Origin of the sequence: Enterobacter cloacae complex sp. 397G4 (genome assembly GCF_050031515.1) — a bacterium.
Taxonomy (GTDB): Bacteria; Pseudomonadota; Gammaproteobacteria; order Enterobacterales; family Enterobacteriaceae; genus Enterobacter; species Enterobacter hormaechei_C.
This window is the reverse complement of record NZ_JBLGWE010000002.1, coordinates 245,484-269,822: the sequence shown is the minus strand read 5'-3', so window position 1 is coordinate 269,822 and position 24,339 is coordinate 245,484. Positions and strand designations below refer to the sequence as shown.

The 24,339-nt window shown below is 52.7% G+C and carries 27 protein-coding genes and 3 pseudogenes; 23 read left to right on the top strand and 7 right to left on the bottom strand.

Features of this window, described 5'->3' with window-relative positions:
- Positions 1–78: 78 nt before the first annotated feature.
- The 7 genes from ACQG1Y_RS25070 to ACQG1Y_RS25040 all read left to right on the top strand — a co-directional run bounded on the left by ACQG1Y_RS25070 (position 79) and on the right by ACQG1Y_RS25040 (position 3,911).
- On the top strand, positions 79–1,491 hold the full coding sequence (locus tag ACQG1Y_RS25070) for a hypothetical protein (protein ID WP_022646499.1): 1,413 nt from the start codon (positions 79–81) through the stop codon (positions 1,489–1,491).
- Positions 1,492–1,740: 249 nt separating this feature from the next.
- The gene (locus ACQG1Y_RS25065) at positions 1,741–1,980 is read left to right on the top strand and encodes a hypothetical protein (protein ID WP_001180999.1); all 240 of its coding nucleotides are present in this window, start codon (positions 1,741–1,743) and stop codon (positions 1,978–1,980) included.
- A gap of 62 nt (positions 1,981–2,042) precedes the next feature.
- The gene (locus ACQG1Y_RS25060; RefSeq protein ID WP_000172888.1) at positions 2,043–2,354 is read left to right on the top strand and encodes a hypothetical protein; all 312 of its coding nucleotides are present in this window, start codon (positions 2,043–2,045) and stop codon (positions 2,352–2,354) included.
- Complete coding sequence (locus ACQG1Y_RS25055) at positions 2,351–2,545, top strand: hypothetical protein (RefSeq protein WP_000159617.1); 195 nt, start codon at positions 2,351–2,353, stop codon at positions 2,543–2,545. Before ACQG1Y_RS25060 ends, ACQG1Y_RS25055 begins: the two co-directional genes overlap by 4 nt.
- Positions 2,546–2,599: 54 nt before the next feature.
- Positions 2,600–3,049: an HNH endonuclease gene (locus ACQG1Y_RS25050; protein ID WP_000241453.1), complete on the top strand. Its 450-nt coding sequence runs from the start codon at positions 2,600–2,602 to the stop codon at positions 3,047–3,049.
- Between the two features lie 11 nt (positions 3,050–3,060).
- Positions 3,061–3,765, top strand: coding sequence for an IS6-like element IS26 family transposase (locus ACQG1Y_RS25045; protein WP_001067855.1), 705 nt, complete (start codon positions 3,061–3,063; stop codon positions 3,763–3,765).
- Between the two features lie 5 nt (positions 3,766–3,770).
- Complete coding sequence (locus ACQG1Y_RS25040; protein WP_001044210.1) at positions 3,771–3,911, top strand: hypothetical protein; 141 nt, start codon at positions 3,771–3,773, stop codon at positions 3,909–3,911.
- A gap of 646 nt (positions 3,912–4,557) precedes the next feature.
- Here the strand turns inward: ACQG1Y_RS25040 and intI1 are convergent.
- Entirely contained in the window at positions 4,558–5,571 is a 1,014-nt protein-coding gene (gene intI1, locus ACQG1Y_RS25035; RefSeq protein WP_000845048.1) for a class 1 integron integrase IntI1, read from the bottom strand.
- A 162-nt stretch (positions 5,572–5,733) separates the two neighbouring features.
- On the opposite strand from intI1, the gene aac(6')-IIc reads away from it, so the two are divergent.
- The 11 genes and pseudogenes from aac(6')-IIc to ACQG1Y_RS24980 all read left to right on the top strand — a co-directional run bounded on the left by aac(6')-IIc (position 5,734) and on the right by ACQG1Y_RS24980 (position 14,980).
- Positions 5,734–6,315, top strand: a complete 582-nt coding sequence (aac(6')-IIc, locus tag ACQG1Y_RS25030) for an aminoglycoside N-acetyltransferase AAC(6')-IIc (RefSeq protein ID WP_012695484.1) — start codon at positions 5,734–5,736, stop codon at positions 6,313–6,315.
- Positions 6,312–6,437, top strand: a complete 126-nt coding sequence (locus ACQG1Y_RS25025; protein ID WP_022646489.1) for a hypothetical protein — start codon at positions 6,312–6,314, stop codon at positions 6,435–6,437. The genes aac(6')-IIc and ACQG1Y_RS25025 overlap by 4 nt, the downstream gene beginning before the upstream one ends.
- Positions 6,438–6,520: 83 nt before the next feature.
- A pseudogene (locus ACQG1Y_RS25020) lies at positions 6,521–6,709 on the top strand (EreA family erythromycin esterase); the annotation flags it as partial.
- A 93-nt stretch (positions 6,710–6,802) separates the two neighbouring features.
- Complete coding sequence (locus ACQG1Y_RS25015) at positions 6,803–8,158, top strand: IS1380-like element IS1247 family transposase (RefSeq protein WP_006473457.1); 1,356 nt, start codon at positions 6,803–6,805, stop codon at positions 8,156–8,158.
- Positions 8,159–8,399: 241 nt separating this feature from the next.
- Positions 8,400–9,209: an aminoglycoside N-acetyltransferase AAC(3)-IIg gene (aac(3)-IIg, locus tag ACQG1Y_RS25010; RefSeq protein WP_012695485.1), complete on the top strand. Its 810-nt coding sequence runs from the start codon at positions 8,400–8,402 to the stop codon at positions 9,207–9,209.
- Positions 9,210–9,336: 127 nt separating this feature from the next.
- Entirely contained in the window at positions 9,337–9,750 is a 414-nt protein-coding gene (arr, locus tag ACQG1Y_RS25005; protein ID WP_012695486.1) for an NAD(+)--rifampin ADP-ribosyltransferase, read from the top strand.
- A gap of 386 nt (positions 9,751–10,136) precedes the next feature.
- Positions 10,137–10,544: a YybH family protein gene (locus tag ACQG1Y_RS25000; protein WP_063613390.1), complete on the top strand. Its 408-nt coding sequence runs from the start codon at positions 10,137–10,139 to the stop codon at positions 10,542–10,544.
- A gap of 86 nt (positions 10,545–10,630) precedes the next feature.
- A pseudogene (ere(A), locus tag ACQG1Y_RS24995) lies at positions 10,631–11,671 on the top strand (EreA family erythromycin esterase); the annotation flags it as partial.
- A gap of 182 nt (positions 11,672–11,853) precedes the next feature.
- Entirely contained in the window at positions 11,854–12,201 is a 348-nt protein-coding gene (locus ACQG1Y_RS24990; protein ID WP_000679427.1) for a quaternary ammonium compound efflux SMR transporter QacE delta 1, read from the top strand.
- Positions 12,195–13,034 carry a sulfonamide-resistant dihydropteroate synthase Sul1 gene (gene sul1, locus ACQG1Y_RS24985; RefSeq protein ID WP_000259031.1) on the top strand — a complete coding sequence of 280 codons (840 nt, stop codon included), beginning with the start codon at positions 12,195–12,197 and terminating at the stop codon, positions 13,032–13,034. The genes ACQG1Y_RS24990 and sul1 overlap by 7 nt, the downstream gene beginning before the upstream one ends.
- 404 nt (positions 13,035–13,438) lie before the next feature.
- The gene (locus tag ACQG1Y_RS24980) at positions 13,439–14,980 is read left to right on the top strand and encodes an IS91-like element ISCR1 family transposase (RefSeq protein WP_000050481.1); all 1,542 of its coding nucleotides are present in this window, start codon (positions 13,439–13,441) and stop codon (positions 14,978–14,980) included.
- A 230-nt stretch (positions 14,981–15,210) separates the two neighbouring features.
- Here the strand turns inward: ACQG1Y_RS24980 and ACQG1Y_RS24975 are convergent.
- The 4 genes and pseudogenes from ACQG1Y_RS24975 to ACQG1Y_RS24960 form a co-directional block, all read right to left on the bottom strand.
- A pseudogene (locus tag ACQG1Y_RS24975) lies at positions 15,211–15,669 on the bottom strand (peptide ABC transporter permease); the annotation flags it as partial.
- Positions 15,656–16,621 carry a peptide ABC transporter permease SapB gene (gene sapB, locus ACQG1Y_RS24970; RefSeq protein WP_004193276.1) on the bottom strand — a complete coding sequence of 322 codons (966 nt, stop codon included), beginning with the start codon at positions 16,619–16,621 and terminating at the stop codon, positions 15,656–15,658. The pseudogene ACQG1Y_RS24975 and the gene sapB, both read right to left, overlap by 14 nt.
- Entirely contained in the window at positions 16,618–18,261 is a 1,644-nt protein-coding gene (gene sapA, locus ACQG1Y_RS24965; protein WP_004193272.1) for an ABC transporter substrate-binding protein SapA, read from the bottom strand. The genes sapB and sapA overlap by 4 nt, the downstream gene beginning before the upstream one ends.
- 300 nt (positions 18,262–18,561) lie before the next feature.
- Positions 18,562–18,954, bottom strand: coding sequence for a YdeI family stress tolerance OB fold protein (locus ACQG1Y_RS24960; protein ID WP_004193269.1), 393 nt, complete (start codon positions 18,952–18,954; stop codon positions 18,562–18,564).
- Between the two features lie 131 nt (positions 18,955–19,085).
- On the opposite strand from ACQG1Y_RS24960, the gene ACQG1Y_RS24955 reads away from it, so the two are divergent.
- The 4 genes from ACQG1Y_RS24955 (at position 19,086) to ACQG1Y_RS24940 (ending at position 21,656) form a co-directional block, all read left to right on the top strand.
- On the top strand, positions 19,086–19,589 hold the full coding sequence (locus ACQG1Y_RS24955) for a hypothetical protein (RefSeq protein WP_004193267.1): 504 nt from the start codon (positions 19,086–19,088) through the stop codon (positions 19,587–19,589).
- Between the two features lie 9 nt (positions 19,590–19,598).
- A complete protein-coding gene (locus ACQG1Y_RS24950; protein ID WP_004193264.1) occupies positions 19,599–20,045 on the top strand; it encodes a DUF421 domain-containing protein in 447 nt (148 codons plus the stop codon).
- 10 nt (positions 20,046–20,055) lie between these two features.
- A complete protein-coding gene (locus ACQG1Y_RS24945; RefSeq protein ID WP_017900989.1) occupies positions 20,056–20,571 on the top strand; it encodes a 2-oxo-tetronate isomerase in 516 nt (171 codons plus the stop codon).
- Between the two features lie 176 nt (positions 20,572–20,747).
- The gene (locus ACQG1Y_RS24940) at positions 20,748–21,656 is read left to right on the top strand and encodes an SDR family oxidoreductase (RefSeq protein WP_004193260.1); all 909 of its coding nucleotides are present in this window, start codon (positions 20,748–20,750) and stop codon (positions 21,654–21,656) included.
- Between the two features lie 95 nt (positions 21,657–21,751).
- Here ACQG1Y_RS24940 and ACQG1Y_RS24935 read toward each other — a convergent pair whose 3' ends face one another.
- Complete coding sequence (locus ACQG1Y_RS24935) at positions 21,752–22,396, bottom strand: quinolone resistance pentapeptide repeat protein QnrB4 (RefSeq protein ID WP_017900990.1); 645 nt, start codon at positions 22,394–22,396, stop codon at positions 21,752–21,754.
- An 82-nt stretch (positions 22,397–22,478) separates the two neighbouring features.
- Positions 22,479–23,468, bottom strand: a complete 990-nt coding sequence (gene pspF, locus ACQG1Y_RS24930) for a phage shock protein operon transcriptional activator (protein WP_017900991.1) — start codon at positions 23,466–23,468, stop codon at positions 22,479–22,481.
- Between the two features lie 155 nt (positions 23,469–23,623).
- Here pspF and pspA point away from each other — a divergent pair, with 155 nt between their 5' ends.
- Positions 23,624–24,292, top strand: coding sequence for a phage shock protein PspA (pspA, locus tag ACQG1Y_RS24925; RefSeq protein WP_003020532.1), 669 nt, complete (start codon positions 23,624–23,626; stop codon positions 24,290–24,292).
- Positions 24,293–24,339: the final 47 nt, after the last annotated feature.

Genomic DNA, 24,339 nt, shown 5'->3' with positions numbered 1-24,339 from the left:
TTTTAAACGCAAAAAAATTTCTAAATGATCAGAATTATAGGGTGCTCATTTTGCACAGCAGTAGGGGTTGACCATTCAATGGAAACGCTCCTTCGAACTGACCCGGAGAAATACGGTTATCAGGCTGGCCTGAGTCGTCTTCAGCGATTTCTTTCTAAGATCCAGTACGACTGGAGCCTGCGGGATTATATCGGTCGTAAAGTGTTCGAAGGCGGATATGTGCGTCTTCAACCCAATATCTTTTCTTCGTCCCTGACTGAACGTCTTTTTCATGCCTGTTGCAGCCTTGATTATGTTGAAGCAAGACGTGCGGCAGAGCATCGCAGAAAGCTACTTTCCGGCGAGGTTGACGATACGGCTTATAACCGTCGTATGGCTGAGCCACAATTTCGGCTTGTACAGGAAGCAAACGTGATCCACGTTGATTTCCTCTGGTCGTTGCACTGTTTCAACCCTCGCCCGTTTCGGGCAATTGAGATCTATCGCAGGGTCTGGGAAGAGGCCGATCTGGACCTTCTTGAGGATGAGCCTGACATGCAGCCTGTGCCCCGTACACCAATGCCAGCTCCACTCTGGATGAAACTGCCCGGAGGCCGGTTCGGTACAGCTTATGATGGACTGACTGATACGTTGCCGCTGATGACCTATTTTGACGGGCAGGCTGACCCCAGGGCTTCACGTAGCCTAAAGACCGGAGAGAGCAGTTCTGTCGTCGTGGCATTCGAGGAAGAGGATGAGCTGACTGTTGAAGAAGATACGGCGTCCTGGATTATCTGGCATGAATACGACGGGTTACGCCAGCGCATCGCTGACGGTGAGTTTACTCCAACGACTGCTGCTCAGTATCTTCTTCGTTATGGCGCGGTCCGAATTTCAAAAGGCAAGGGCGCTGTCTATCATCGTCTCGCACAGCGGGGACAAACCTTTTCCCGCCTGGGGATAGGCGACAGAGTGTCGCTTCCAGAGCTGGTTGCCAGTCGGCGTTTTAAAATACTCAGTGATTCTGCATACCGTCAGGTTGTAGCCCGGAAATTGCGTGGACAGATAAAAAAGTTCAGATTCTGGGCATGCGTAGCTGCCTGTGTTCAGTTGCACGTACACAACAAGACGGCACTCGGAGAAAGAATTTTAACGTTACTCGAAGGTGAGAGGGAACAGCAACAAGGTGCGATCCAGGCGAAGCTGAAGGCGGGAATGATGGATGCAGTTCTAACTCTGTGTAACCAGCGACTCCGGGTGAAAGAAAATACTAACCAGCCAGAGGAGTTCCGCTATTACCGTGCCGTAAGAGCTCGTTTCATGCGCCATTTATCTGAATGCCTTAAGCCAGAAAATGGCGGCGTTATCCGTGACGTTATCTGGGAACTGAGGGTGCTGAGCAGTGCTCACGGTACGACCAAAACAGGTTTTTACTATGTCGATAGCAATCGCCCGACAGCGAAAGGACTGTTAAACCGCCTTCTGATGAGGATGGTCAAGCAGGTCGTATAAGCGTCTGAAACGCGAAACACACGAAAATGGAGGGGTTATACAAAAAAAACTTAGCTTTGATCGTGATGTAATGTGGACATCATGTCCAAGCGTTGCTGCATCCAGAAAAGTAACTTTAATCCTGTTGATACAGCCCTTGCATTACCTGTTTACGCATAGCGTGGAAACGTTCTAATTAAACCAGACGAATATAAATTTAAATTAATTCACTCACCCCCGGAATCGGGGAACTAAACAAAAGGATCATCAATGCAAAATCAAAATACACCCGCTCAGGAAAAACACACCGTATACCTTTTTAATGCCGAACATGCTGACAAGACAGCCGCCAAGCAAGCCGGGAAACTCTTCACGCTGGACATTGAACACCCAATGACCCTCAACGATCTCTCGCTGCTGTGTGAGTCGGTCGCGGACGCTGTGGGAGCACCTGGCGGAATTAAATATGAAATCACAACAGAGCCTAATGGGGTTCAGGAGGAATACTGAATCAGTGTGGTGTGAGTCCATTTTAATTTGACGTTTCATGAGTTCTATCGAGAGGCTGAAGTATGACTTTGAAAATGGAAAGTTCCCGGACTTCCAAGCCTGAGGGGCCATTTGTATTAATCACTTTTGAGGGGGACGAATTTCTTTTTGATGACAGACATAATGTCGTCAAGATAAATGGCAGGCCTAAAAAAATGGATGTAAAGCGAAATTATTTTGAGTCCGATCTGGGAGAAGGGAAAGCGAAATACTGGACTTTAAATATCGAAGAGGCTCATCGGTTCAATTCGATTGATGAAGCGACAGAACAACTTTGTAAACTGAGTCGCCCTCATCTGATCAAAATTCGCAAAGTTGAGGGGGTATCTGAATGACCAAAGAGATGTTTTTACGCATTTTAAATGAGGCACAGGCTCGTGTGGATAACGATTCGCTTCCGCTTGATGTTCGTATCCGGTCACGCACCACGGTAAATGATTGCGTCATCCGGGCAGATAAAGAGGGGTGGCCTATTGAGTATAAACAGAAGGTCTGGGTAGATGCAGTCAGTGGCTGTTATCTTTAGCGGTTACTTAAGCCAGTTCCTGTGCCCGTGAGCTTAGTAAAGGCGGAAAATGATATGGTCAAGGTGATAAATATCAACGGGAATTTAGTTGAATTACCTGAGCCCTCAGCAAAGTTATCCAAAGCTGAATCACCTGATGGTAGGTTCTCAAAACCTAAAAATAAGATCTCTAAAATACAGCGAGCTGAGCTGCGAATGAAATTTGGGGGGCGTTGTGCCTATTGTGGTTGCAAGCTTCCTGAAAAAGGGTGGCATGCCGATCATGTTGAGCCTGTTCGACGCGACTTTGAACTGGTGAGAGCCCCTGTCGGCAGCGGCGTAACTCATGTTGCCCGAAGTACGGGTAAGGTTATGCACCCTGAACTGCATGCTATAGAAAACTTATTTCCATCATGCGCCCCCTGCAACCTTTTTAAAGGAGCTTTTAGTGTTGAAGGAATGAGAAAAGAAATGGCACTGTTGCAAATAGTCGGTGGTGATAAACTTATCATCCCCTTTTGCTGATGGAGCTGCACATGAACCCATTCAAAGGCCGGCATTTTCAGCGTGACATCATTCTGTGGGCCGTACGCTGGTACTGCAAATACGGCATCAGTTACCGTGAGCTGCAGGAGATGCTGGCTGAACGCGGAGTGAATGTCGATCACTCCACGATTTACCGCTGGGTTCAGCGTTATGCGCCTGAAATGGAAAAACGGCTGCGCTGGTACTGGCGTAACCCTTCCGATCTTTGCCCGTGGCACATGGATGAAACCTACGTGAAGGTCAATGGCCGCTGGGCGTATCTGTACCGGGCCGTCGACAGCCGGGGCCGCACTGTCGATTTTTATCTCTCCTCCCGTCGTAACAGCAAAGCTGCATACCGGTTTCTGGGTAAAATCCTCAACAACGTGAAGAAGTGGCAGATCCCGCGATTCATCAACACGGATAAAGCGCCCGCCTATGGTCGCGCGCTTGCTCTGCTCAAACGCGAAGGCCGGTGCCCGTCTGACGTTGAACACCGACAGATTAAGTACCGGAACAACGTGATTGAATGCGATCATGGCAAACTGAAACGGATAATCGGCGCCACGCTGGGATTTAAATCCATGAAGACGGCTTACGCCACCATCAAAGGTATTGAGGTGATGCGTGCACTACGCAAAGGCCAGGCCTCAGCATTTTATTATGGTGATCCCCTGGGCGAAATGCGCCTGGTAAGCAGAGTTTTTGAAATGTAAGGCCTTTGAATAAGACAAAAGGCTGCCTCATCGCTAACTTTGCAACAGTGCCGCGCGACGAGCAGCAGCACCAGGAGCAGAAGCACGTCGAGAAAAAGCAACAGCAGATCGAGCAGCGCCCACGGCGGGCCGCTCGCATCGGATAAGTCGAAAAATCCGGCTAAAGTGGCCGAGCTGCACATCAGGCCGCGCGGTTTTCCTCCCTGATCGCCGGCGCGGTTTCTTCCTCCCTGAACCGCATGCAGACTTGCCGCCTCGGACACCCCGAGGCGGTTTTTTTTCGCCTCGCTCGAGCATCGCCGCATCCGACGATGCCGAGACGACCAGGCCGCGCACGTCGAGCTGCAGCATCGCCATTGCCGACGATGGCACCAGGTCGCCGGCGGTGGCCACCGACCTCGAGCTCGCATCGCCACATCCGACGATGCGCGCCGGCGTCGACCATCGCCAGGTCTGACGATGGCGGCCGCCCTGCCCTGGATCTCGCATCGCCATTTCTGGCGATGAGATCCACGGAGCGGCCATTTAGACCCGCCAATAACGACCCGGCCAAGATAAATCGCATGACGGCCTTTTTGGCCGGGGGTAGCTGTCGTTTTCAGAAGACGGCTGCACTGAACGTCAGAAGCCGACTGCACTATAGCAGCGGAGGGGTTGGATCCATCAGGCAACGACGGGCTGCTGCCGGCCATCAGCGGACGCAGGGAGGACTTTCCGCAACCGGCCGTTCGATGCGGCACCGATGGCCTTCGCGCAGGGGTAGTGAATCCGCCAGGATTGACTTGCGCTGCCCTACCTCTCACTAGTGAGGGGCGGCAGCGCATCAAGCGGTGAGCGCACTCCGGCACCGCCAACTTTCAGCACATGCGTGTAAATCATCGTCGTAGAGACGTCGGAATGGCCGAGCAGATCCTGCACGGTTCGAATGTCGTAACCGCTGCGGAGCAAGGCCGTCGCGAACGAGTGGCGGAGGGTGTGCGGTGTGGCGGGCTTCGTGATGCCTGCTTGTTCTACGGCACGTTTGAAGGCGCGCTGAAAGGTCTGGTCATACATGTGATGGCGACGCACGACACCGCTCCGTGGATCGGTCGAATGCGTGTGCTGCGCAAAAACCCAGAACCACGGCCAGGAATGCCCGGCGCGCGGATACTTCCGCTCAAGGGCGTCGGGAAGCGCAACGCCGCTGCGGCCCTCGGCCTGGTCCTTCAGCCACCATGCCCGTGCACGCGACAGCTGCTCGCGCAGGCTGGGTGCCAAGCTCTCGGGTAACATCAAGGCCCGATCCTTGGAGCCCTTGCCCTCCCGCACGATGATCGTGCCGTGATCGAAATCCAGATCCTTGACCCGCAGTTGCAAACCCTCACTGATCCGCATGCCCGTTCCATACAGAAGCTGGGCGAACAAACGATGCTCGCCTTCCAGAAAACCGAGGATGCGAACCACTTCATCCGGGGTCAGCACCACCGGCAAGCGCCGCGACGGCCGAGGTCTTCCGATCTCCTGAAGCCAGGGCAGATCCGTGCACAGCACCTTGCCGTAGAAGAACAGCAAGGCCGCCAATGCCTGACGATGCGTGGAGACCGAAACCTTGCGCTCGTTCGCCAGCCAGGACAGAAATGCCTCGACTTCGCTGCTGCCCAAGGTTGCCGGGTGACGCACACCGTGGAAACGGATGAAGGCACGAACCCAGTGGACATAAGCCTGTTCGGTTCGTAAGCTGTAATGCAAGTAGCGTATGCGCTCACGCAACTGGTCCAGAACCTTGACCGAACGCAGCGGTGGTAACGGCGCAGTGGCGGTTTTCATGGCTTGTTATGACTGTTTTTTTGTACAGTCTATGCCTCGGGCATCCAAGCAGCAAGCGCGTTACGCCGTGGGTCGATGTTTGATGTTATGGAGCAGCAACGATGTTACGCAGCAGGGCAGTCGCCCTAAAACAAAGTTAGGCCCGCACGGAATCAACATCTCATGTCCGCCAACAATGCCGCAATAGTTCTACGAGTCATGGCCGAGAACGATCTGCCAATGCTCCATGCTTGGCTGAACCGCCCCCACATAGTCGAGTGGTGGGGCGGCGAGGATGAACGCCCAACTCTTGACGAAGTCTTAGAACACTATTCGCCCGAAGTTCTGGCAAAGCAAGCTGTAGTGCCTTACATCGCAATGCTAGATGACGAACCCATCGGCTACGCCCAATCCTACATCGCACTTGGAAGTGGCGATGGATGGTGGGAAGACGAAACTGATCCAGGGGTCCGCGGGATTGACCAGTCTTTGGCTAATCCATCACAGTTAAACAAGGGGTTGGGTACAAAGCTCGTACGCTCGCTCGTTGAACTCCTGTTTAGCGACCCGGCCGTAACGAAAATCCAAACCGATCCATCTCCTAGCAACCATCGCGCCATTCGCTGCTACGAGAAGGCCGGGTTCGTTCAAGAAAAAAACATCCTCACACCTGACGGCCCTGCGGTGTACATGGTCCAAACACGCCAGGCGTTCGAAAGCCTGCGCACTGTTCAAAGCTTCAAAATCAAGGGGAAGTGGTCATGAATGGCTGCACCATCTCTACCAACTGGTATCTCGGCGTGTTCTCATCTGCCTTCGCATCTGTCGTCAGCCTAACCGGGCGTTCAACCGGACATCAACGTGCTGCGCACGTTGATGTCGGTTAACTGGGGCGTTATGCTCTGTGAGCCTGGTTATTGGCGAAGCGAAAGTATGACGATTTCAGCAATAAACGCAAAAGGATAAAAAAATGACATGGAGAACGACCAGAACACTTTTACAGCCTCAAAAGCTGGAGTTCAATGAGTTTGAGATTCTTAATCCCGTAGTTGAGGGCGCCCGAATTGTCGGCATTGGCGAGGGTGCTCACTTTGTCGCGGAGTTCTCACTGGCTAGAGCTAGTCTTATTCGCTATTTTGTCGAGAGGCATGATTTTAACCCACATTTCCCAAGTAAGGCGCTGATTTCGCTGTCCTGACCATTATATTTCCTATATAAAACATGGTGTTGAAGGCTGCGAGGGGCGCGTTTCATGGATCACCCAGAGGGTGCGGGCTTGCAACGGGCAGATCGGGTGGATTTCGACCCTCGCGTGCGGCTGGAATTTCGCGGCACGCAGCTCAGTTCCGACGGCGGCCTTCTGGTGATGCGCGAGCTTGATGACGCGCTCGGGTTGTCCGATTTGGCGTCAGCGGCGCTGCGCGATACTCGCTCTGGCAAGAACACGGTCCATCGGCTCGACGGCCTGTTCCGGCAATCAGTCTTTGGGCGGCTGGCCGGATACGAGGATGTCAACGACGCCAACCGTCTCGCCTGCGATCCGGTCATGCGCCAAGTTGTCGGCGGCAGAGCGGTCGATGCACAAGCGGCCTCGGCATCGCAGATGGGACGGTTCGAGACCGAGACGCTGGCTCTGGCCGGGAACCGTGCCGCGCTGGCCGACCTGAACGGGCAATGGATCGACCGGTTCCATGACCGTAACGGGCTGAAGTACATCGTTCTGGACATGGACAGCTCGGTCAGCCCGACCCATGGCGACCAGGAAGGGTCCGCCTGGAATGGCCATTTCGACTGTAGCTGCTATCACCCCAACTTTCTGTTCAACCAGTTCGGGATGCTGGAACGCTGCGCCCTGCGCCATGGCAACGTCCACAGCGCCGATGGCTGGCGTGATGTTCTCGACCCCGTAATTGCGCGCTACGCGGAGCGCGACCTTGGTGGCAGGTTCTTCCGGGCCGATGCTGCCTACGCGATCCCGGCGATCTATGAGCGATTGGAAGAAGCGCGGTTCTTCTACGCCATCCGGCTGCCCGCAAACGCGGTCCTCAAGGACAAGATCGCGCATCGGCTAACGCGCCCTGTCGGGCGGCCGTCACTGACCAAGGTCAAGCGGTTCTTCGAGGAATTCGAGTATCAGGCGGCGTCCTGGGACAAGGAACGCCGGGTGATCGCCAAGATCGAATGGCATCCGGGCGAACTGTTCCCGCGTGTCGGCTTCATCGTCACCAACCTGCCGATGGAGCCGGACTGGGTGGTGCGGTTCTACAACCAGCGCGGCACCGCCGAGCAGCACATCAAAGAGGGCAAATACGCCTTTCGCTGGACGCGGCTGTCGTGCCGGAAGTTCCGCGACAATGAGGTGCGGCTGCAACTGCACGCCCTGGCGTACAACCTGGCCACCTTCTTGCGCTGCATCGAGCTGCCCGAGGCCATGGCCGACTGGTCGTTGACCAGCCTGCAACTGAAGCTGATCAAGATCGGGGCACGTGTGGTCCGTCACGCCCGCACCATCACCTTCCAGCTGGCCGAGGTCGCTGTCACCGGCACGATGGTACGCGCCATCCTCGCCGCTATCCGCCGATTGCGAGCGCCACCGCTATGCGCATGATCGCGATCCACGCTCAAACTGAACGAAAGCGGCTGGACAGATCTGTCCGCTGCGCTGAAAAACGCCGCCCCTGGGCAAGGAAACAGCGGCTTCGCGGTCTGATCCGTCCAGATCCAGCAGTCTGCGCGACCGCAGGTGCCGCTTGCGGCAGAAAATCCTTGTCTAGCGCTCGGATACAGGCTATCTTCACCTCAAACGACACGCCACTTGGGGAATGCAGGATATAGAGGATGGCAGCGGAATGAACACAAGGGAAACAATTGCGGCGGACCTTTCACGGCTGGGTGTCCAATCCGGCGCTCTCGTCATGGTTCACGCATCGCTGAAGGCGATCGGCCCCGTCGATGGAGGCGCAGCATCGATAGTGTCTGCCCTGCTCGATGCCGTCGGCCCCACTGGAAGCTTGATGGGATACGCCTCGTGGGACCGGTCGCCTTACGAAGAAACGCTCAATGGCGCACGGATGGATGCGGAACTGCGCCACCGATGGCCGCCGTTCGATCCAGCCATATCAGGCACGTATCGCGGCTTCGGCCTGCTCAACCGGTTCCTCCTCCAGACACCCGGCGCCCGGCGCAGCGCGCACCCGGATGCCTCGATGGTCGCGGTAGGGCCTCTGGCCGGCACTCTGACGCGGCCTCACGAACTTGGGCAGGCTTTCGGACCTGGATCGCCGCTGGAGCGTTTCGTCGAGCGTGCCGGAAAGGTTCTGTTGCTCGGAGCCCCGCTCGATTCCGTTACCGTCCTGCACTACGCCGAGGCCATTGCCCGCATCCCGAACAAGCGACGCGTGAGCTACGAAATGCCGATCCGCAGCGAGGACGGCGGAGTGAGATGGAAACGCGCCGAGGATTTCGACTCCAACGGCATTCTCGATTGTTTCGCTATCGAAGGAGAGCCGGACGCCGTCGAGACAATTACCAATGCCTATGTGGAGCTGCGACGCCATCGGGAGGGCTTGGTCGGTCAGGCGCACTGCTACTTGTTCGAAGCGCGGGATATCGTTTCGTTCGGTGTCGACTATCTTCAACGGCACTTTGGCTCGCCCTGATCCGACGCATGGCATGCGGGATGCTCGCCCGCACCCTATCAACGACTATGTATCCAGGGTGCGCCCCGCCGAAAATACGGGCCCCGCGACACTGTGAACAGAAGCGCTTAACATCAAGGGGGACTCTATGTCTGCTACCGCAACCATGTTTGCCCAGTCGTTCTTCCATGGAACCAAAGCCGCTCTTGCACCCGGTGATCTGATCGCCGTCGGTTATCGATCGAATTTCACAGACGCGAAATCCCTGTCGTGGGTGTATTTTACAGGCACGCTCGATGCGGCGATCTGGGGCGCCGAATTGGCGGGTGGCAGCGGAACGGAACGAATTTATGTCGTCGAACCGACCGGCGCCATCGAGGAGGATCCGAACCTGACGGATAAGAAGTTCCCGGGTAACCCGACCCTGTCTTATCGCTCCCGCGATCCATTGCGCGTAATTGCTGAAGTGACGAAGTGGCAAGCACACACGGCCCAGCGGCTGCGGGAAATGAAGGAGGGCCTGGCGCGTCTGAACGCAGAAGGTGCCGAGATCATCGATTAACGTCGCCTGCCGGCAGTGCCATCATGGCGCATGGAACCGACTGTAGCCGATGACCGCACTGCTCTTTATTCGCGTCGCGGATGCCACAAATTGCTTAGCCCACTCGCCGCCTGGGGCCGATTTTCGCCCCTCGCCTTGAAGGGATTCCGAGTAGAATCCCGTGGCCATTGTTAATTAAGCAAGCGCGTTAATTAACAAATATGATCTCCGCATCGCAACCGTACCTCTCGGTCAGGTTAAACGTGTCCAGGCTGGCAAGCACTTCGGCGCTTTGCCAGTTCATGCTGGCAATCGTGCCTACGCAATGATGGGCGGCATCGTCGTGGGAACGGCGCTGACGATTCTCTTCCTACGGGCCCTCTATGTCGCCTGGTTCTGGATCCCGCGTGAAGTCGAGCAAACTGATTAATATGCACGACTTCGATCAGTTGGTGCCGTTAATTTCACCAAATGCGATATTCTGGTTCAATGACGGATCATTTTGTGGACTGAAGCAGATACGGCAAGCCTTTGAGGAAACCTGGAAAAAATTTCCTCTTGAAAATTATTGGTTAGAAAACCTGGAGTGGGTTGCCCAGTCGAAAGATTGTGCCGGATGCACCTATCACTTCCGGTGGAGGGCAATTTTAAATGGTAGCGCTCTGGAAGGCGGTGGGCGAGGAACAACTATCCTTCGTAGAGAAGCGAATGTCTGGAAGATCACTCACGAACATCTGAGCCAGTTCCCTAAACAAGACCCCAAGGGCCGACAGCTGCCGAGTAGATCGCTCGGATTGCGCCAAAAGCGGTCATGAGAGAAATGCCGCGACCTCAATGGTCGCGGCTGGCAGTTATGCAACGTCCTGTAACTGGGCCTCTCCATTGTGGAGGAAGCATGCTTAATGCGATTGGTTTGGAATGTGGGGCGATTCAGGCATCCCGGCTATCTGAATGGCTCAACTCAACAGCCGGTGCTCATGAACTTGAGCGATTTTCGGATACCCTGACCTTTTCTTTGTATGGCTCAGTGCTGATTTGGGTTAAATCATATCTACGCGAATCAGGAAGAAAACTGCAGTTAGTCGGAATCGATTTACCCAACACCTTGAATCCAAGGGACGACCTAGCGCAATTGGCCGAAATTATCCAGGTCATCGACCACCTCATGAAACCCCACGTTGATGCGCTGACTCAGTTGTTGACGTCCATTGATGGCCAGTCGGCGGTTATTTCATCGGCAAAATGGGGGGAGTTGGAAACGGCTCAGCAGGAGAAAGCTATCTCAGGGGTAACCAGATTGAAGCTCCGTTTGGCGTCGCTTGCCCCTGTCCTGAAAAATCACGTCAACAGCGATTTTTTCCGAAAAGCCTCTGATCGAATAGAGTCGATAGAGTATACGTTGGAAACCTTGCGTGTAATGAAAGCTTTCTTCGATGGTACCTCTCTTGAGGGAGATACTTCCGTACGTGACTCGTATATGGCGGGCGTGGTGGATGGAATGGTTCGAGCGAATCCGGATGTAAGGATAATTCTGCTGGCGCACAACAATCATTTACAAAAAACTCCAGTTTCCTTTTCAGGCGAGCTTACGGCTGTTCCCATGGGACAGCATCTCGCAGAGAGGGAGGAGGGGGATTACCGTGCGATTGCATTCACCCATCTTGGACTCACCGTGCCGGAAATGCATTTCCCATCGCCCGACAGTCCTCTTGGATTCTCTGTTGTGACCACGCCTGCCGATGCAATCCGTGAGGATAGTGTGGAACAGTATGTCATCGATGCCTGTGGTAAGGAGGATTCATGCCTGACATTGACAGATGACCCCATGGAAGCAAAGCGAATGCGGTCCCAAAGCGCCTCTGTAGAAACGAATTTGAGCGAGGCATTTGATGCCATCGTCTGCGTTCCCAGCGCCGGCAAGGACAGCCTGGTTGCCCTATAGGAAACCAGAAATGAAATGAAGGAGCATAACCTGCCAATCCACCGGACGGTTTTCAACCGCCGGTGATCAGCGCGTTAGATGCACTAAGCACATAATTGCTCACAGCCAAACTATCAGGTCAAGTCTGCTTTTATTATTTTTAAGCGTGCATAATAAGCCCTACACAAATTGGGAGATATATCATGAAAGGCTGGCTTTTTCTTGTTATCGCAATAGTTGGCGAAGTAATCGCAACATCCGCATTAAAATCTAGCGAGGGCTTTACTAAGCTTGCCCCTTCCGCCGTTGTCATAATCGGTTATGGCATCGCATTTTATTTTCTTTCTCTGGTTCTGAAATCCATCCCTGTCGGTGTTGCTTATGCAGTCTGGTCGGGACTCGGCGTCGTCATAATTACAGCCATTGCCTGGTTGCTTCATGGGCAAAAGCTTGATGCGTGGGGCTTTGTAGGTATGGGGCTCATAATTGCTGCCTTTTTGCTCGCCCGATCCCCATCGTGGAAGTCGCTGCGGAGGCCGACGCCATGGTGACGGTGTTCGGCATTCTGAATCTCACCGAGGACTCCTTCTTCGATGAGAGCCGGCGGCTAGACCCCGCCGGCGCTGTCACCGCGGCGATCGAAATGCTGCGAGTCGGATCAGACGTCGTGGATGTCGGACCGGCCGCCAGCCATCCGGACGCGAGGCCTGTATCGCCGGCCGATGAGATCAGACGTATTGCGCCGCTCTTAGACGCCCTGTCCGATCAGATGCACCGTGTTTCAATCGACAGCTTCCAACCGGAAACCCAGCGCTATGCGCTCAAGCGCGGCGTGGGCTACCTGAACGATATCCAAGGATTTCCTGACCCTGCGCTCTATCCCGATATTGCTGAGGCGGACTGCAGGCTGGTGGTTATGCACTCAGCGCAGCGGGATGGCATCGCCACCCGCACCGGTCACCTTCGACCCGAAGACGCGCTCGACGAGATTGTGCGGTTCTTCGAGGCGCGGGTTTCCGCCTTGCGACGGAGCGGGGTCGCTGCCGACCGGCTCATCCTCGATCCGGGGATGGGATTTTTCTTGAGCCCCGCACCGGAAACATCGCTGCACGTGCTGTCGAACCTTCAAAAGCTGAAGTCGGCGTTGGGGCTTCCGCTATTGGTCTCGGTGTCGCGGAAATCCTTCTTGGGCGCCACCGTTGGCCTTCCTGTAAAGGATCTGGGTCCAGCGAGCCTTGCGGCGGAACTTCACGCGATCGGCAATGGCGCTGACTACGTCCGCACCCACGCGCCTGGAGATCTGCGAAGCGCAATCACCTTCTCGGAAACCCTCGCGAAATTTCGCAGTCGCGACGCCAGAGACCGAGGGTTAGATCATGCCTAGCATTCACCTTCCGGCCGCCCGCTAAATATCTCCTTTTGGGTTGTTAATAAAACATCCAATAAGTTGACTGTGCGTGAAAAAGAAAGTTTTGTGTGATGGCGTTGAAGATCGCACCGTTAAGCTCTTATGTGGGATGGTGCAGAGCTCGACGACTACCGATAAAACGCAACCGCCGCAAACAGACAAGAAAAAGCCCCAACTGATAACAGTTGGGGCTTCAGTATTGTGATTGGTGGAGCAATAGCACCCTGAACCCAAAACCTTCTCGCTCAACCGGTAGTGGCTGATAACAACTCGTGAGGGCTATTGCGGGTTAAGCATTTAGCGATGTCTAGGGCCAGACTGGACGTCTGAACGCAAGCCGCTGATACTGTACATAACCACAGTATCAGCGGAGGATACCCATGTCGCTGGCAAGGAACGCCACGGCGAGTCAATCGCCCACTCAAACAAACGGTTACGAACGCCACCAACCCGACCAGACGCTGCTCTACCAGCTGGTTGAGCAGCACTACCCAGCCTTCAAAGCCTCACTCGAAGCCCAAGGTCAACACCTGCCTCGCTACATCCAACAAGAATTCAACGACCTCCTCCAATGTGGCCGTCTGGAGTATGGTTTCATGCGGGTTCGCTGCGAGGATTGTCATCACGAGCGTCTGGTCGCCTTCAGCTGTAAACGACGCGGCTTTTGCCCTAGCTGCGGTGCCCGCCGGATGGCCGAGAGTGCGGCGCTGCTGATAGACGAAGTCTTCCCCAAGGAGCCCATTCGCCAGTGGGTGCTCAGCTTTCCTTTCCAGCTACGCTTTTTGCTGGCTCGCCATCCCCAGCTGATGGGCCAGGTCTTGAGTATCGTCTATCGTACACTCTCAACTCATCTGATCAAAAAAGCCGGTTACACCAAAGCCTCTGCACAAACTGGCTCAGTGACTCTTATCCAACGCTTTGGCTCCGCGCTAAATCTCAATGTCCACTACCACATGCTGTTTCTCGATGGTGTCTATGCCGAAGATGACTATGGCAAGCAACGCTTCCATCGTGTCAAGGCACCCACTTACGATGAGCTGAATACGCTCGCTCACACCCTCAGCCATCGCATCGCTCGCTGCATGGAAAAGCGTGGGATTTTGGAGCGTGATGCCGAGAATACGTGGTTGACACTGGAAGAGGGCGAAGACGATACGCTGACTCAATTACATGGTGCTTCGGTTACGTATCGCATTGCCGTCGGCCCCCAGCAAGGGCGCAAAGTCTTCACCCTGCAAACCTTGCCAGGGCGTGAGGATAAAGCCGACTCAAGCAGTCGAGTAGCCAACCATGCTGGTTTCTCGCTACACGCCGGTGTGATGGCCGAAGCGCATCAGCGGGATAAGCTTGAGCGCTTGTGTCGCTACATTAGTCGGCCAGCGGTTTCAGAAAAACGTCTGGCATTAACCGCCAATGGGCAGGTGCGTTACGAGCTCAAAACTCCGTACCGCAATGGCACCACCCATGTGATCTTCGAGCCGCTGGACTTCATCGCCAAACTCGCTGCGTTGGTACCTAAGCCGCGAGTCAACCTCACACGCTTCCACGGCGTCTTTGCACCGAACAGCAAACACCGAGTTCAAGTAACACCCGCCAAGCGGGGCAAGAAGCCCGACAAATCGGAAGGTCTCGATACTAACTGGCGTGACAAGAGTCCTGCAGAGCGCCACCGCGCCATGACCTGGATGCAACGCCTCAAGCGAGTCTTCAATATTGATATTGAAGTCTGCGAACACTGCGGCGGTCACGTCAAAGTGATTGCCAGCATCGAAGATCCGAAGGTCATTGAGCAGATTCTCAAGCATCTGAAACAGAAAACAGCCAAGGCGAATGCCGCCAAGCAGCGTGAGCTGCCACCAGAACGAGCGCCGCCACTGACTCCCAGCCTGTTCGATCCATCACAGAGTCGTCTCTTTGACTGACGACCCCAAATCCAACACTGCTCAACACTGCCAACTTTTAAACGGGGCGGTGGGGCAGTTTGTATCTCTCGAGCTATCAGGCTAGAGATTTTACCGCCAAATCGAACCTTATTAGAGCGGTTTAGGCTGGACCGGCAGTTAAAATTGGGGCTTGAGCGGTAAACGAGTGAGGGAATTTCAGGTAAGATACTTCGGATGAGGAGCAAAAAGGTGGTTTATACTTCCTATACCCAAGCCACCACAATAATCGCCAGCAACAGTGAAGGGATCGACAGCAGGGTGTCCAGAATGTGATTCAGCACCGCGGAGCGCAAACCGTGTGTTGCCCCGGCAACCACGCCAAGCAATAAGCCACACAACGTGGCGGCAAGGGTGACGACAAACGCACCGCCCACGGTCGGGGCCGCACCGCTAAGCAGGCGGCTTAAAACATCACGCCCCAGGTCATCAGTCCCGAGGAAGAAAGAGACTTCGCCATAGCGTGACCATGACGGCGGCAAAAGCTGGTAGCCAAGAAACTGCTGGTCGATGCCATAAGGCGCGAACCAACCACCAAAAATACACAGAATTGCCAGTCCAGCACAGCCATACAGGCCGATCATTGCGGTTGCATCGCCGTAAAAATTGCGCCATGCGGTGCGCAGCGTACCAGGCGGGCGCTTTTCGCTGTAGACGCTATCGTAAGGCATACCATTCCTTATGTTTCAGAGGGTTAGCCATAGCACCCAAAATATCAGAGATCACGTTAACAATGATAACCAGTGAGCCAATCACCATCACACCCGCCGAAATCGCCGCGTAATCCTGCTGGCGAATCGCGTTAATCAGCCAACGGCCAAGACCTGGCCAGCTAAAGACCATCTCGGTGATCATCGCCAGCGTCAGCATGGTGGAAAACTGTAACCCCAGGCGCGGGATAACCGGTGGGAGAGCGTTGTGCAGTACGTGACGGCGTAAAATCGTTAACCGTGACAGACCACGAGTCGCCGCCGCTTTGACATAGTTTTGATCAAAGACCTCAATAGTGCTGATACGCATCAGACGAATAACTTCCGTCGTCGGTGCCACGGAGAGCGTTAACACCGGAAGCACCATATGGCGGATGGCACTGACCAGCATTTCATCGCGCCAGGGCGAGTCGGAGATCCAGGCGTCAATAATGGCAAACCCGGTTACGGGTTTTACTTCATAAAGCAGATCAAAACGCCCTGATACGGGTAACCAGCCGAGGGTTAGTGAGAATAGCAACGTCAGCAGCAGCGCCAGCCAAAAAACCGGAATAGAGAAGCCCATCAGAGCCAATGCGCTGATGCAACGATCCTGCCATTTATTACGCGTTATGCCCGCCAACATGCCGATGGGGATCCCGACCATTAGTGCAAAACCAAATGCCAGAATGCACAGTTCCATTGTTGCCGGGAACACCTCTTTCAGTTGTTCTGAGATCAACTGGCCGTTAATACTGGACACACCAAAATCCCAGTGAATCAGGCCATTGAACCAGAATACCCAAGCGTTCCACAGCGATGCGCCCTGTAACGGCGCATGGGGGGTGAAATAACTCAGACTGAAGCCAATAAAGGTCAGGAAGAACAAAGTGACCAGCAATAATAAAAATCGGCGTAGGGTGAAGATAATCATGGTTTTTTCACCTCGTCAGCCTTTTCCCTGGAAACCCCGGCAAAAGAAGCGTTGCCGAACGGACTGAGCACCAGCCCTTTGATGTCATAGCGGTAAGCCTGCAAACGGAGCGAAGAGGCCAGAGGCAGGATCGGCAACTCGCGCGCAAGAATATTTTGCGCTTCGTCGTAGGCATCAATTCGCGAGGAGAGTTGTTGCGAAGAGAGGGCTTTGCGCAAAATGCTGTCAAACTCGGGATTGCACCAGTGGGCAAAATTGGTCTGCGAGTTAATGGCGGCACAGCTAAGCATCGGTCGGAAAAAGCTGTCAGGATCGTTACTGTCAGTTGCCCAACCGGACAACGTCAGATCATGGTTCATATCCATTAATCGCGCCTCCTGAAAACGGCCCTCTACCGGGATGATCTTCACTTTCACACCCACCTGAGCCATATCAGCCTGAATCAGCTCTGCGGTTTTCAGCGGACTGGGGTTCCAGGCCTGAGAGCTGGTAGGTACCCAGAGTTGTAACGTCAGGTTTTCCAGCCCCAGCGCTTTTAACTGCTCGCGCGATTTTGCCGGGTTGTACTCGGTAATTTTAGCTTCGTTGTCATAAGCCCACGAGGCGCGAGGCAAAATAGATGCCGCGGTTTCCGCCGTACCGTAGTAAATAGATTGCATTAACCGTTGGTTGTTAATGGCCAGCGCTAGCGCATGTCGTACGGCAGGGTTGTTCAACGGCGGTTTATCCGTGTTGAACGCCAGATAGGCGATATTCATCCCCGGACGCAGCGTCAGGCGCAGCCGCGGGTCATCACGCAGTATGCTGAGCTGGCTGGCGGCAGGCCATGCCAGGACGTCGCACTCGCCGGTCAGTAATTTCGATAAGCGTCCGGTCCCGCCAGAGCCGAGATCCACCACGACCTGCGGCATCAAGGGGGTACCACGCCAGAATTTTTCATGCCGTTGTAGGCGAATATATTGGCCTGCACGATTTTCTGAAAGTTGGTACGGGCCTGTGCCGACGGGTTGTCTGTCGAGTAATTCCTGGCGATCCTGTTTTGCTAATTTGGCGGCATATTCGGCCGACATCACAGAGGCATAATGTGTGGCAAGGTGCCACAAGAAGGAGGCGTCGGGTTGATTTAAGCGAAATTCAACGGTGTTGTTGTCCAGTTTACGCACGCTTTGGACGTTATCGGCGAACTGCAGGCTATCAAAATAAGGAAAACTGCTACCATTGACATTATGCCACGGATGCTGGCGATCAAAGATGCGCTCGAAGGTAAATACCACATCGTCCGCATTTAGTTTGCGGGTGGGCGTGAACCAGGCAGTCTTTTGAAACGGAACATCGCGTCGTAAATGGAAGCGGTAGGTTGCGCCGTTATCTAATACTTCCCAGCTTTCAGCCAGTTCTGGCACCAGGCGATAGGTGTAGGGATCGACATCAAGCAGTCGGTCATACAATTGGGCCGCTAATGTGTCTACGATGAGACCGCTGCTTGCTTTTTGTGGATTGAACGTATTGACCTGCCCGCTAACGCAATAGACAAAGCCACTGTCACGAATATCAGCGTACGAGGCCTGCTCAGGCGCAGCTGCAGCCTGACCACTCAGAAATCCAGCCATCACGATCAGAGATGATAAAACCAGGCGCATAATTTTAAAGGGTTATATATAAAGAAGCTATCTTACTAATACTTAATGACATTTGCCATTACCGTTTGTTTTTGGGGCAGTGGGGTTGATAACCGCGAATTCGACATCGCGTACTGGTCAAAATTCATACCCGCTATCCACTTTGCATATACTCTTGTAGCTATCTTAGCATTTTCATGGCCCCTCTGACTCGCTTAAACGCTGGATTTGCTGCCAGAGAGATTATGTGAGGTGTCTGACGGGGAAAATGAATCTGTTGTGTGGGAGGCGGGAAGAGTGAATTTCTTCCCGGCTGAGGTATTACTTCTGGATTTTATTAACGCGCACCACCGGCGGTTGCATTTTAGCGTCAAGGCTACCGTTAATGCTGATCATTTGATCGGGTTTTATCGTTCGGCCATCAAAGACCGCAAGCGGGATTAGCGTATTGATACTGCCGGTTTTGTCACGGAAGATAAACTTATCTCCTCCCTGATCCTCAATGAGATTACCTCGTAAAGAGATGGTCGCACCGTCATGCATGGTTTTAGCTTGTTCGACGGTCATGATTCTTGCATTTTCAGTGCCGCGATAGCCTTCATCCAGTGCATGGGCAGGTGGCGGGGCGGTATCTTTTTTCAATCCGCCATTATCATCGGCAAACGCTGATGGCAATAAAAAACAGAACAGTAAGGGGGCGAACGATATTTTCATAGAGCCTCCATTGAAATTGATTTGACTTATTAAGTTTGGTAGCTATTTATTAATCTGGCGAGTGGGATAAGTCTCAAATTGTAATTTTTCAATAAAACAACGGCTTGGTGTTATATAAGCGAGGCGGGGAGATGAACAGAGAGAAAACCCATTTTCAAGGAGTAAAAGAGAGCCTGCGTTTTCTGAATTTTGAATCTGGCTTTCACAAGATTGGTTTTATCTGTTTGCTCTGCATTGTTTTTCTTGCTTCGGTGGGAGCGTTTTCCGGCGGATATTTAAGTGAGGTGACGAGAAAAAACACCTTAAAGACAACAGGGTTACAGTACGAAAGGTTTGGGCGCTTGCAAACGGAATTTAAATTTAAAATCTCTGCACAAAAGTATGATTCTGTGAACAAGACGTTGCGCATTGGCGGCGATTTCAACAAATTTTATGAAATGGAAAATATTTGGCCGCAGCCAGACAGCATGTACAGCAAGGGGAACGATCTTTACCTCGTCTACAATGATTCTGAAGCAATGCAGAACTTTACTATCTGGCTGCGGGTTACGCCCGTGAAGCCAGGAAGCGTAAAGAGTTTTCTCCAGCTAAATGGCGAACCTGAAATCCGCTTCAGACAATTTATTTATCCCTAGGAGGTGAGTATGGAGATGGTCTTCCGGGCATCCGCCATTTACCTTATTTTGCTGGTGGTTTTCAAAATAGCAGGTCGCCGGGCATTATTACAAATGACCAGCTTCGATCTGATTTTATTACTGATTATCAGTGAAGCAACTCAACAAGCCTTGTTGGGTAATGATTTTTCGATAACCGGCGCCATGATCACGATTGTCACTCTGGTTACTATTGATATTCTGTTCGGTTTCATTAAAAAAAAGGTGGGTGGGGCCGAATCCGTGCTGGATGGTTCCCCGGTTATCCTGCTTGATCACGGGATCCCTTTATTAGATAAAATGAAGAAAGTGGATGTCTCTCTTGAAGATATATTAGTCGCTGCGCGACAAAATCAGGGGATTACCGAATCAAGTAAAATCAAGTATGCCATTCTGGAACGCAACGGACATATTTCTGTCATTCCTGAAGAGAATTAGCGAGGCGGTAATGAATACGGAGTACAATGACGCAAAAACAGTCAATGAACTGACAAAACGGCTTGCAAACACGCTCATTGATAGCGATTTAACGTTGACCACCGCAGAATCCTGTACAGGAGGAAAGCTGGCCGCGGCGCTTTGCGCACAGGCGGATACCGCAGAATTTTATGATATCGGCGTTATAACCTTTAGCGATCGCGCCAAGCAGAAAATGCTCGACGTGCGGGCCAGTACGCTGAAGAAATATAGCGCCGTTAGTGAGCAAACGGTCAGTGAGATGTCTGTAGGAATACGTCAGCAAGCCGAAACCGATATCAGTATAGCCATCAGCGGATATGCAGGGCCGGAGGGTGGGGAGGATGGTACTCCCGCAGGAACCGTGTGGTTTGCGTGGAATTTCCGCGGACAGATAATAACAAAACGTGAGTGTTTTTCCGGGGATTGCCAGGACGTCATTGAAAAGGCGGTACGTTTTAGCCTGGCGGTATTGATTGAAGAAGTGTCAGCCTGGAAGAACAAATAAATAAACCAGGACTTATCCTAGGAAATATTTCAATGCTATGTGAAGTTATCGTCGTGAGAGCCAGGTTAATATTAGGAGAAAATTAAGTGGTAGGTAAATTATAAAGACCATGTCATTCATTTTGTTCTACGCTTATTAGTCTTTGCGATGAATGATGACTCACGAGAGGTGATTGAATGACTGACCTAAATAAAGGAAAACAGACCACCAATAAAACTAATTCAGAGCGTTTTCCGCAGCCGCCTTTTCCACATCAAAAACAACCTTTTCCGGGGCTCGCCGGAAAAATGCAACCGCGCCCCGATCATGGCGAACAAAGCTATCAGGGAAGCGGCAGGTTAAATGGTCGCAAGGTATTAATTACCGGTGGTGATTCAGGTATTGGGCGTGCTGTTGCCATTGCCTATGCCCGCGAAGGCGCCGATGTCGCGATTAATTATTTACCTGAAGAAGAGGACGATGCTCGTGAGGTTGTTGAGTTGATAAAAAAAGCTGGGAGAAAAGTTGCGGCGATTCCCGGCGATATTCGTGACGAAACTTTTTGTAACCATCTGGTAAAACAGGCGGTAGACGCGCTGGGAGGGTTGGATATCCTGGTGAATAACGCAGGCCGTCAGCAATTTTGTGAATCGATCGAAGACCTCACCACAGAAGAATTTGATGCGACATTCAAGACCAATGTCTACGCCATGTTTTGGATCACCAAGGCGGCTATTCCCCATTTCTCCCGAGACAGCGTGATTATTAACACCTCATCGGTACAGGCTTATGAGCCGAGTGAGATCCTGCTTGATTATGCTCAGACCAAGGCGGCGATAGTGGCATTTACTAAATCGCTGGCGAAGCAACTGGCCCCTAAAGGGATCCGTGTAAATGCTGTCGCGCCTGGGCCGTACTGGACGGTATTGCAGTGCTGCGGCGGCCAACCACAGGAAAAAATTGAGAAATTTGGTGCAAATGCGCCGCTTGGTCGCCCTGGCCAACCGGTAGAAATTGCTCCGCTGTATGTCACTTTAGCGGCTGAAGAGAACAGCTATACATCCGGTCAGGTATGGTGTTCTGACGGGGGGACCGGAACCCTCTGACGTTTATGCCCCCGAAGTCGAAACGTCTGAGGGGGAAAGCCAGCCCGGACAATATTGTATAAGGGCAGGGGGCGGCATATACCGCTCCCTGAACATTAACCCATGACAGCGATACCAAGACGTTCCAGGAGCAACGATGCCTGGTAGCTGTCCAGTTTGACGCCTTGCAAATCAACCCCGCGGATATCTAAATCGCCCAGTTCCGAATTGGTCAAATCACAGTGCGTAACGTTTGCTGCTCGCCAGTCGAAGGATGAAAACTCGCCGCCAGAGAGGTCTGATCCACTGAACGTTGCGCCCAGCACCTGAGTACCCATCCAGCGGTTTTCCCACAGCTCGCACTTTTCCAGTACGACTTTTGAAAAGTTGGCGTAGCTTAAGTTGGTATTGGTGATATAGGCGCTACAAAACCAGGTGCGGGTGGTGATCATATTCATAAAACTTGCGCCGCGAAAATCTGACCCTTGTGCCCGGCAGTGGCGAATTTCGATTCCCAGCGCATTGATATTCCTGAAATCAGCCATGGAGAGATCACAACTTTTGAAAATGGCATCTTTCAGGTTAGCGCGACTAAAATTACATCCTTTCTGACTTTCTCGATCATAAAACTGGCAGCCAATAAATTCAGTGCCGCTAAGGTCGGCACCCGAAAAATCACAGTTGAAAAATGTGCTATTTTCAACTTTTTCACCGGTGAACCTGTTTCTGTCAATTTTTTCGCCAACTAACGCCAGAGTCATCATGATTAACCTGTTTTTTTATACAGTGATTGCAACATGGTAAACTGTTTTAACTCTCGCGTCCAACGTCTGCCCCTGCACGCTAAATTTGGTGTTTCTTCAGTAATGCGCGGAGTTGATGGTAGGTCAGACCTAATAATTCAGCGGCTTTTTTCTGATTAAATTTCGCCTGCTGTAAGCTGGTTTGCAAAAATTCCTTCTCCTGCTGCTGTTGGAATTCACGCAGATCCAGCGGTAGGGTTACTGATGTATGTCTGGTTTCTTGCGCCAGCGGCGGTGCGGCGTGACGCCTGAACGGGTCAATCACAATCTCATTCAGTGGGTAATCGCTGGTCCCGTGTCGGTATACCGAACGCTCCACGACGTTTTTCAGTTCACGAATATTGCCCGGCCAACGGTAGTGGAGGAGCGTTTCTTTGGCCTCATCGGTGAACCCAGGAAACAACGGTAACCCGATCTCACGGCACATCTGAATGGCAAAATGTTCAGCCATTAACATGATATCGCTTTGACGTTCGCGTAACGGGGGAAGTTGCACCACGTCAAAGGCCAGACGATCCAGCAGGTCGGCGCGGAACGTGCCTTCACTCACCATGCGTGGCAGGTCGGCGTTGGTTGCGCAAACCAGTCTTACATTGACCTGCAGAGGTTGGCTACCGCCTACGCGTTCCAGCTCTCCGTACTCAATAACGCGCAGCAGTTTTTCCTGTACCAGCATCGGGGCGGTTGCCAGTTCATCAAGAAACAGTGTGCCGCCATCGGCGCGCTCGAACCGACCTGGGTGACGTTTCTGCGCGCCGGTAAAGGCGCCCGCTTCGTGCCCAAAGAGTTCGGAATCAAGTAAATTTTCGTTGAGCGCGGCGCAGTTAAGTGAAATAAACGGGCCTTGCCAACGGGTTGAGAGGTAGTGCAGGCGGTTGGCGATAAGCTCTTTCCCTGTTCCTCGTTCCCCAATGACCAGCACAGGTTTATCCAGCGGCGCGAGACGAGAAACCTGCTCCAGCACTTCAATAAAGCTGTTCGCTTCGCCCAGCAGATTATCTTTGTATCCTGCCATGATGAAATTCACCATTTGTTAGTGTTATTCACCAATTTACCCTATTTATCCCGACAGGTAAAATTAGTTATTTTCAAATATTTCAATGAATTAAAAAGTTGGCATGCGAAGTGCATTAGAACAGCAGCAGGGCATTGCCCGATATCAGAACAGTAAGTGAGGATTACATTATGGGTATTTTTTCTCGTTTTGCCGACATCGTGAACGCCAACATTAATGCGTTGCTGGAAAAGGCTGAAGATCCGCAGAAGCTGGTGCGGTTGATGATCCAGGAAATGGAAGACACGCTGGTTGAGGTGCGCTCCAACTCCGCACGCGCGCTGGCAGAAAAGAAACAGTTATCGCGTCGTATTGAACAGGCCAGCGCCCAACAGGCAGAGTGGCAGGAAAAAGCAGAGCTGGCGCTGCGTAAAGAAAAAGAAGATTTGGCGCGTTCTGCGTTAATCGAAAAGCAGAAACTGACTGACCTGATTGCCTCCCTGGAGCATGAGGTGACGCTGGTTGACGATACGCTGGCGCGTATGAAAAAAGAGATCGGTGAACTGGAAAACAAACTCAGTGAAACCCGTGCTCGTCAGCAGGCATTGATGTTGCGCCATCAGGCGGCGAGTTCTTCCCGTGATGTTCGTCGTCAACTGGACAGCGGCAAACTGGATGAAGCGATGGCTCGCTTTGAATCTTTTGAGCGTCGTATCGATCAAATGGAAGCTGAAGCTGAAAGCCATAACTTCGGTAAGCAGAAGTCTTTGGATCAGCAATTTGCTGACCTGAAAGCAGATGATGAAATCAGCGAGCAGTTGGCGCAATTGAAAGCCAAAATGCAGCAAGACAAGCAATAATAATATCTGGCGGTGCCCGAACGCGCCGCCGCTCATCACCTGTAAGG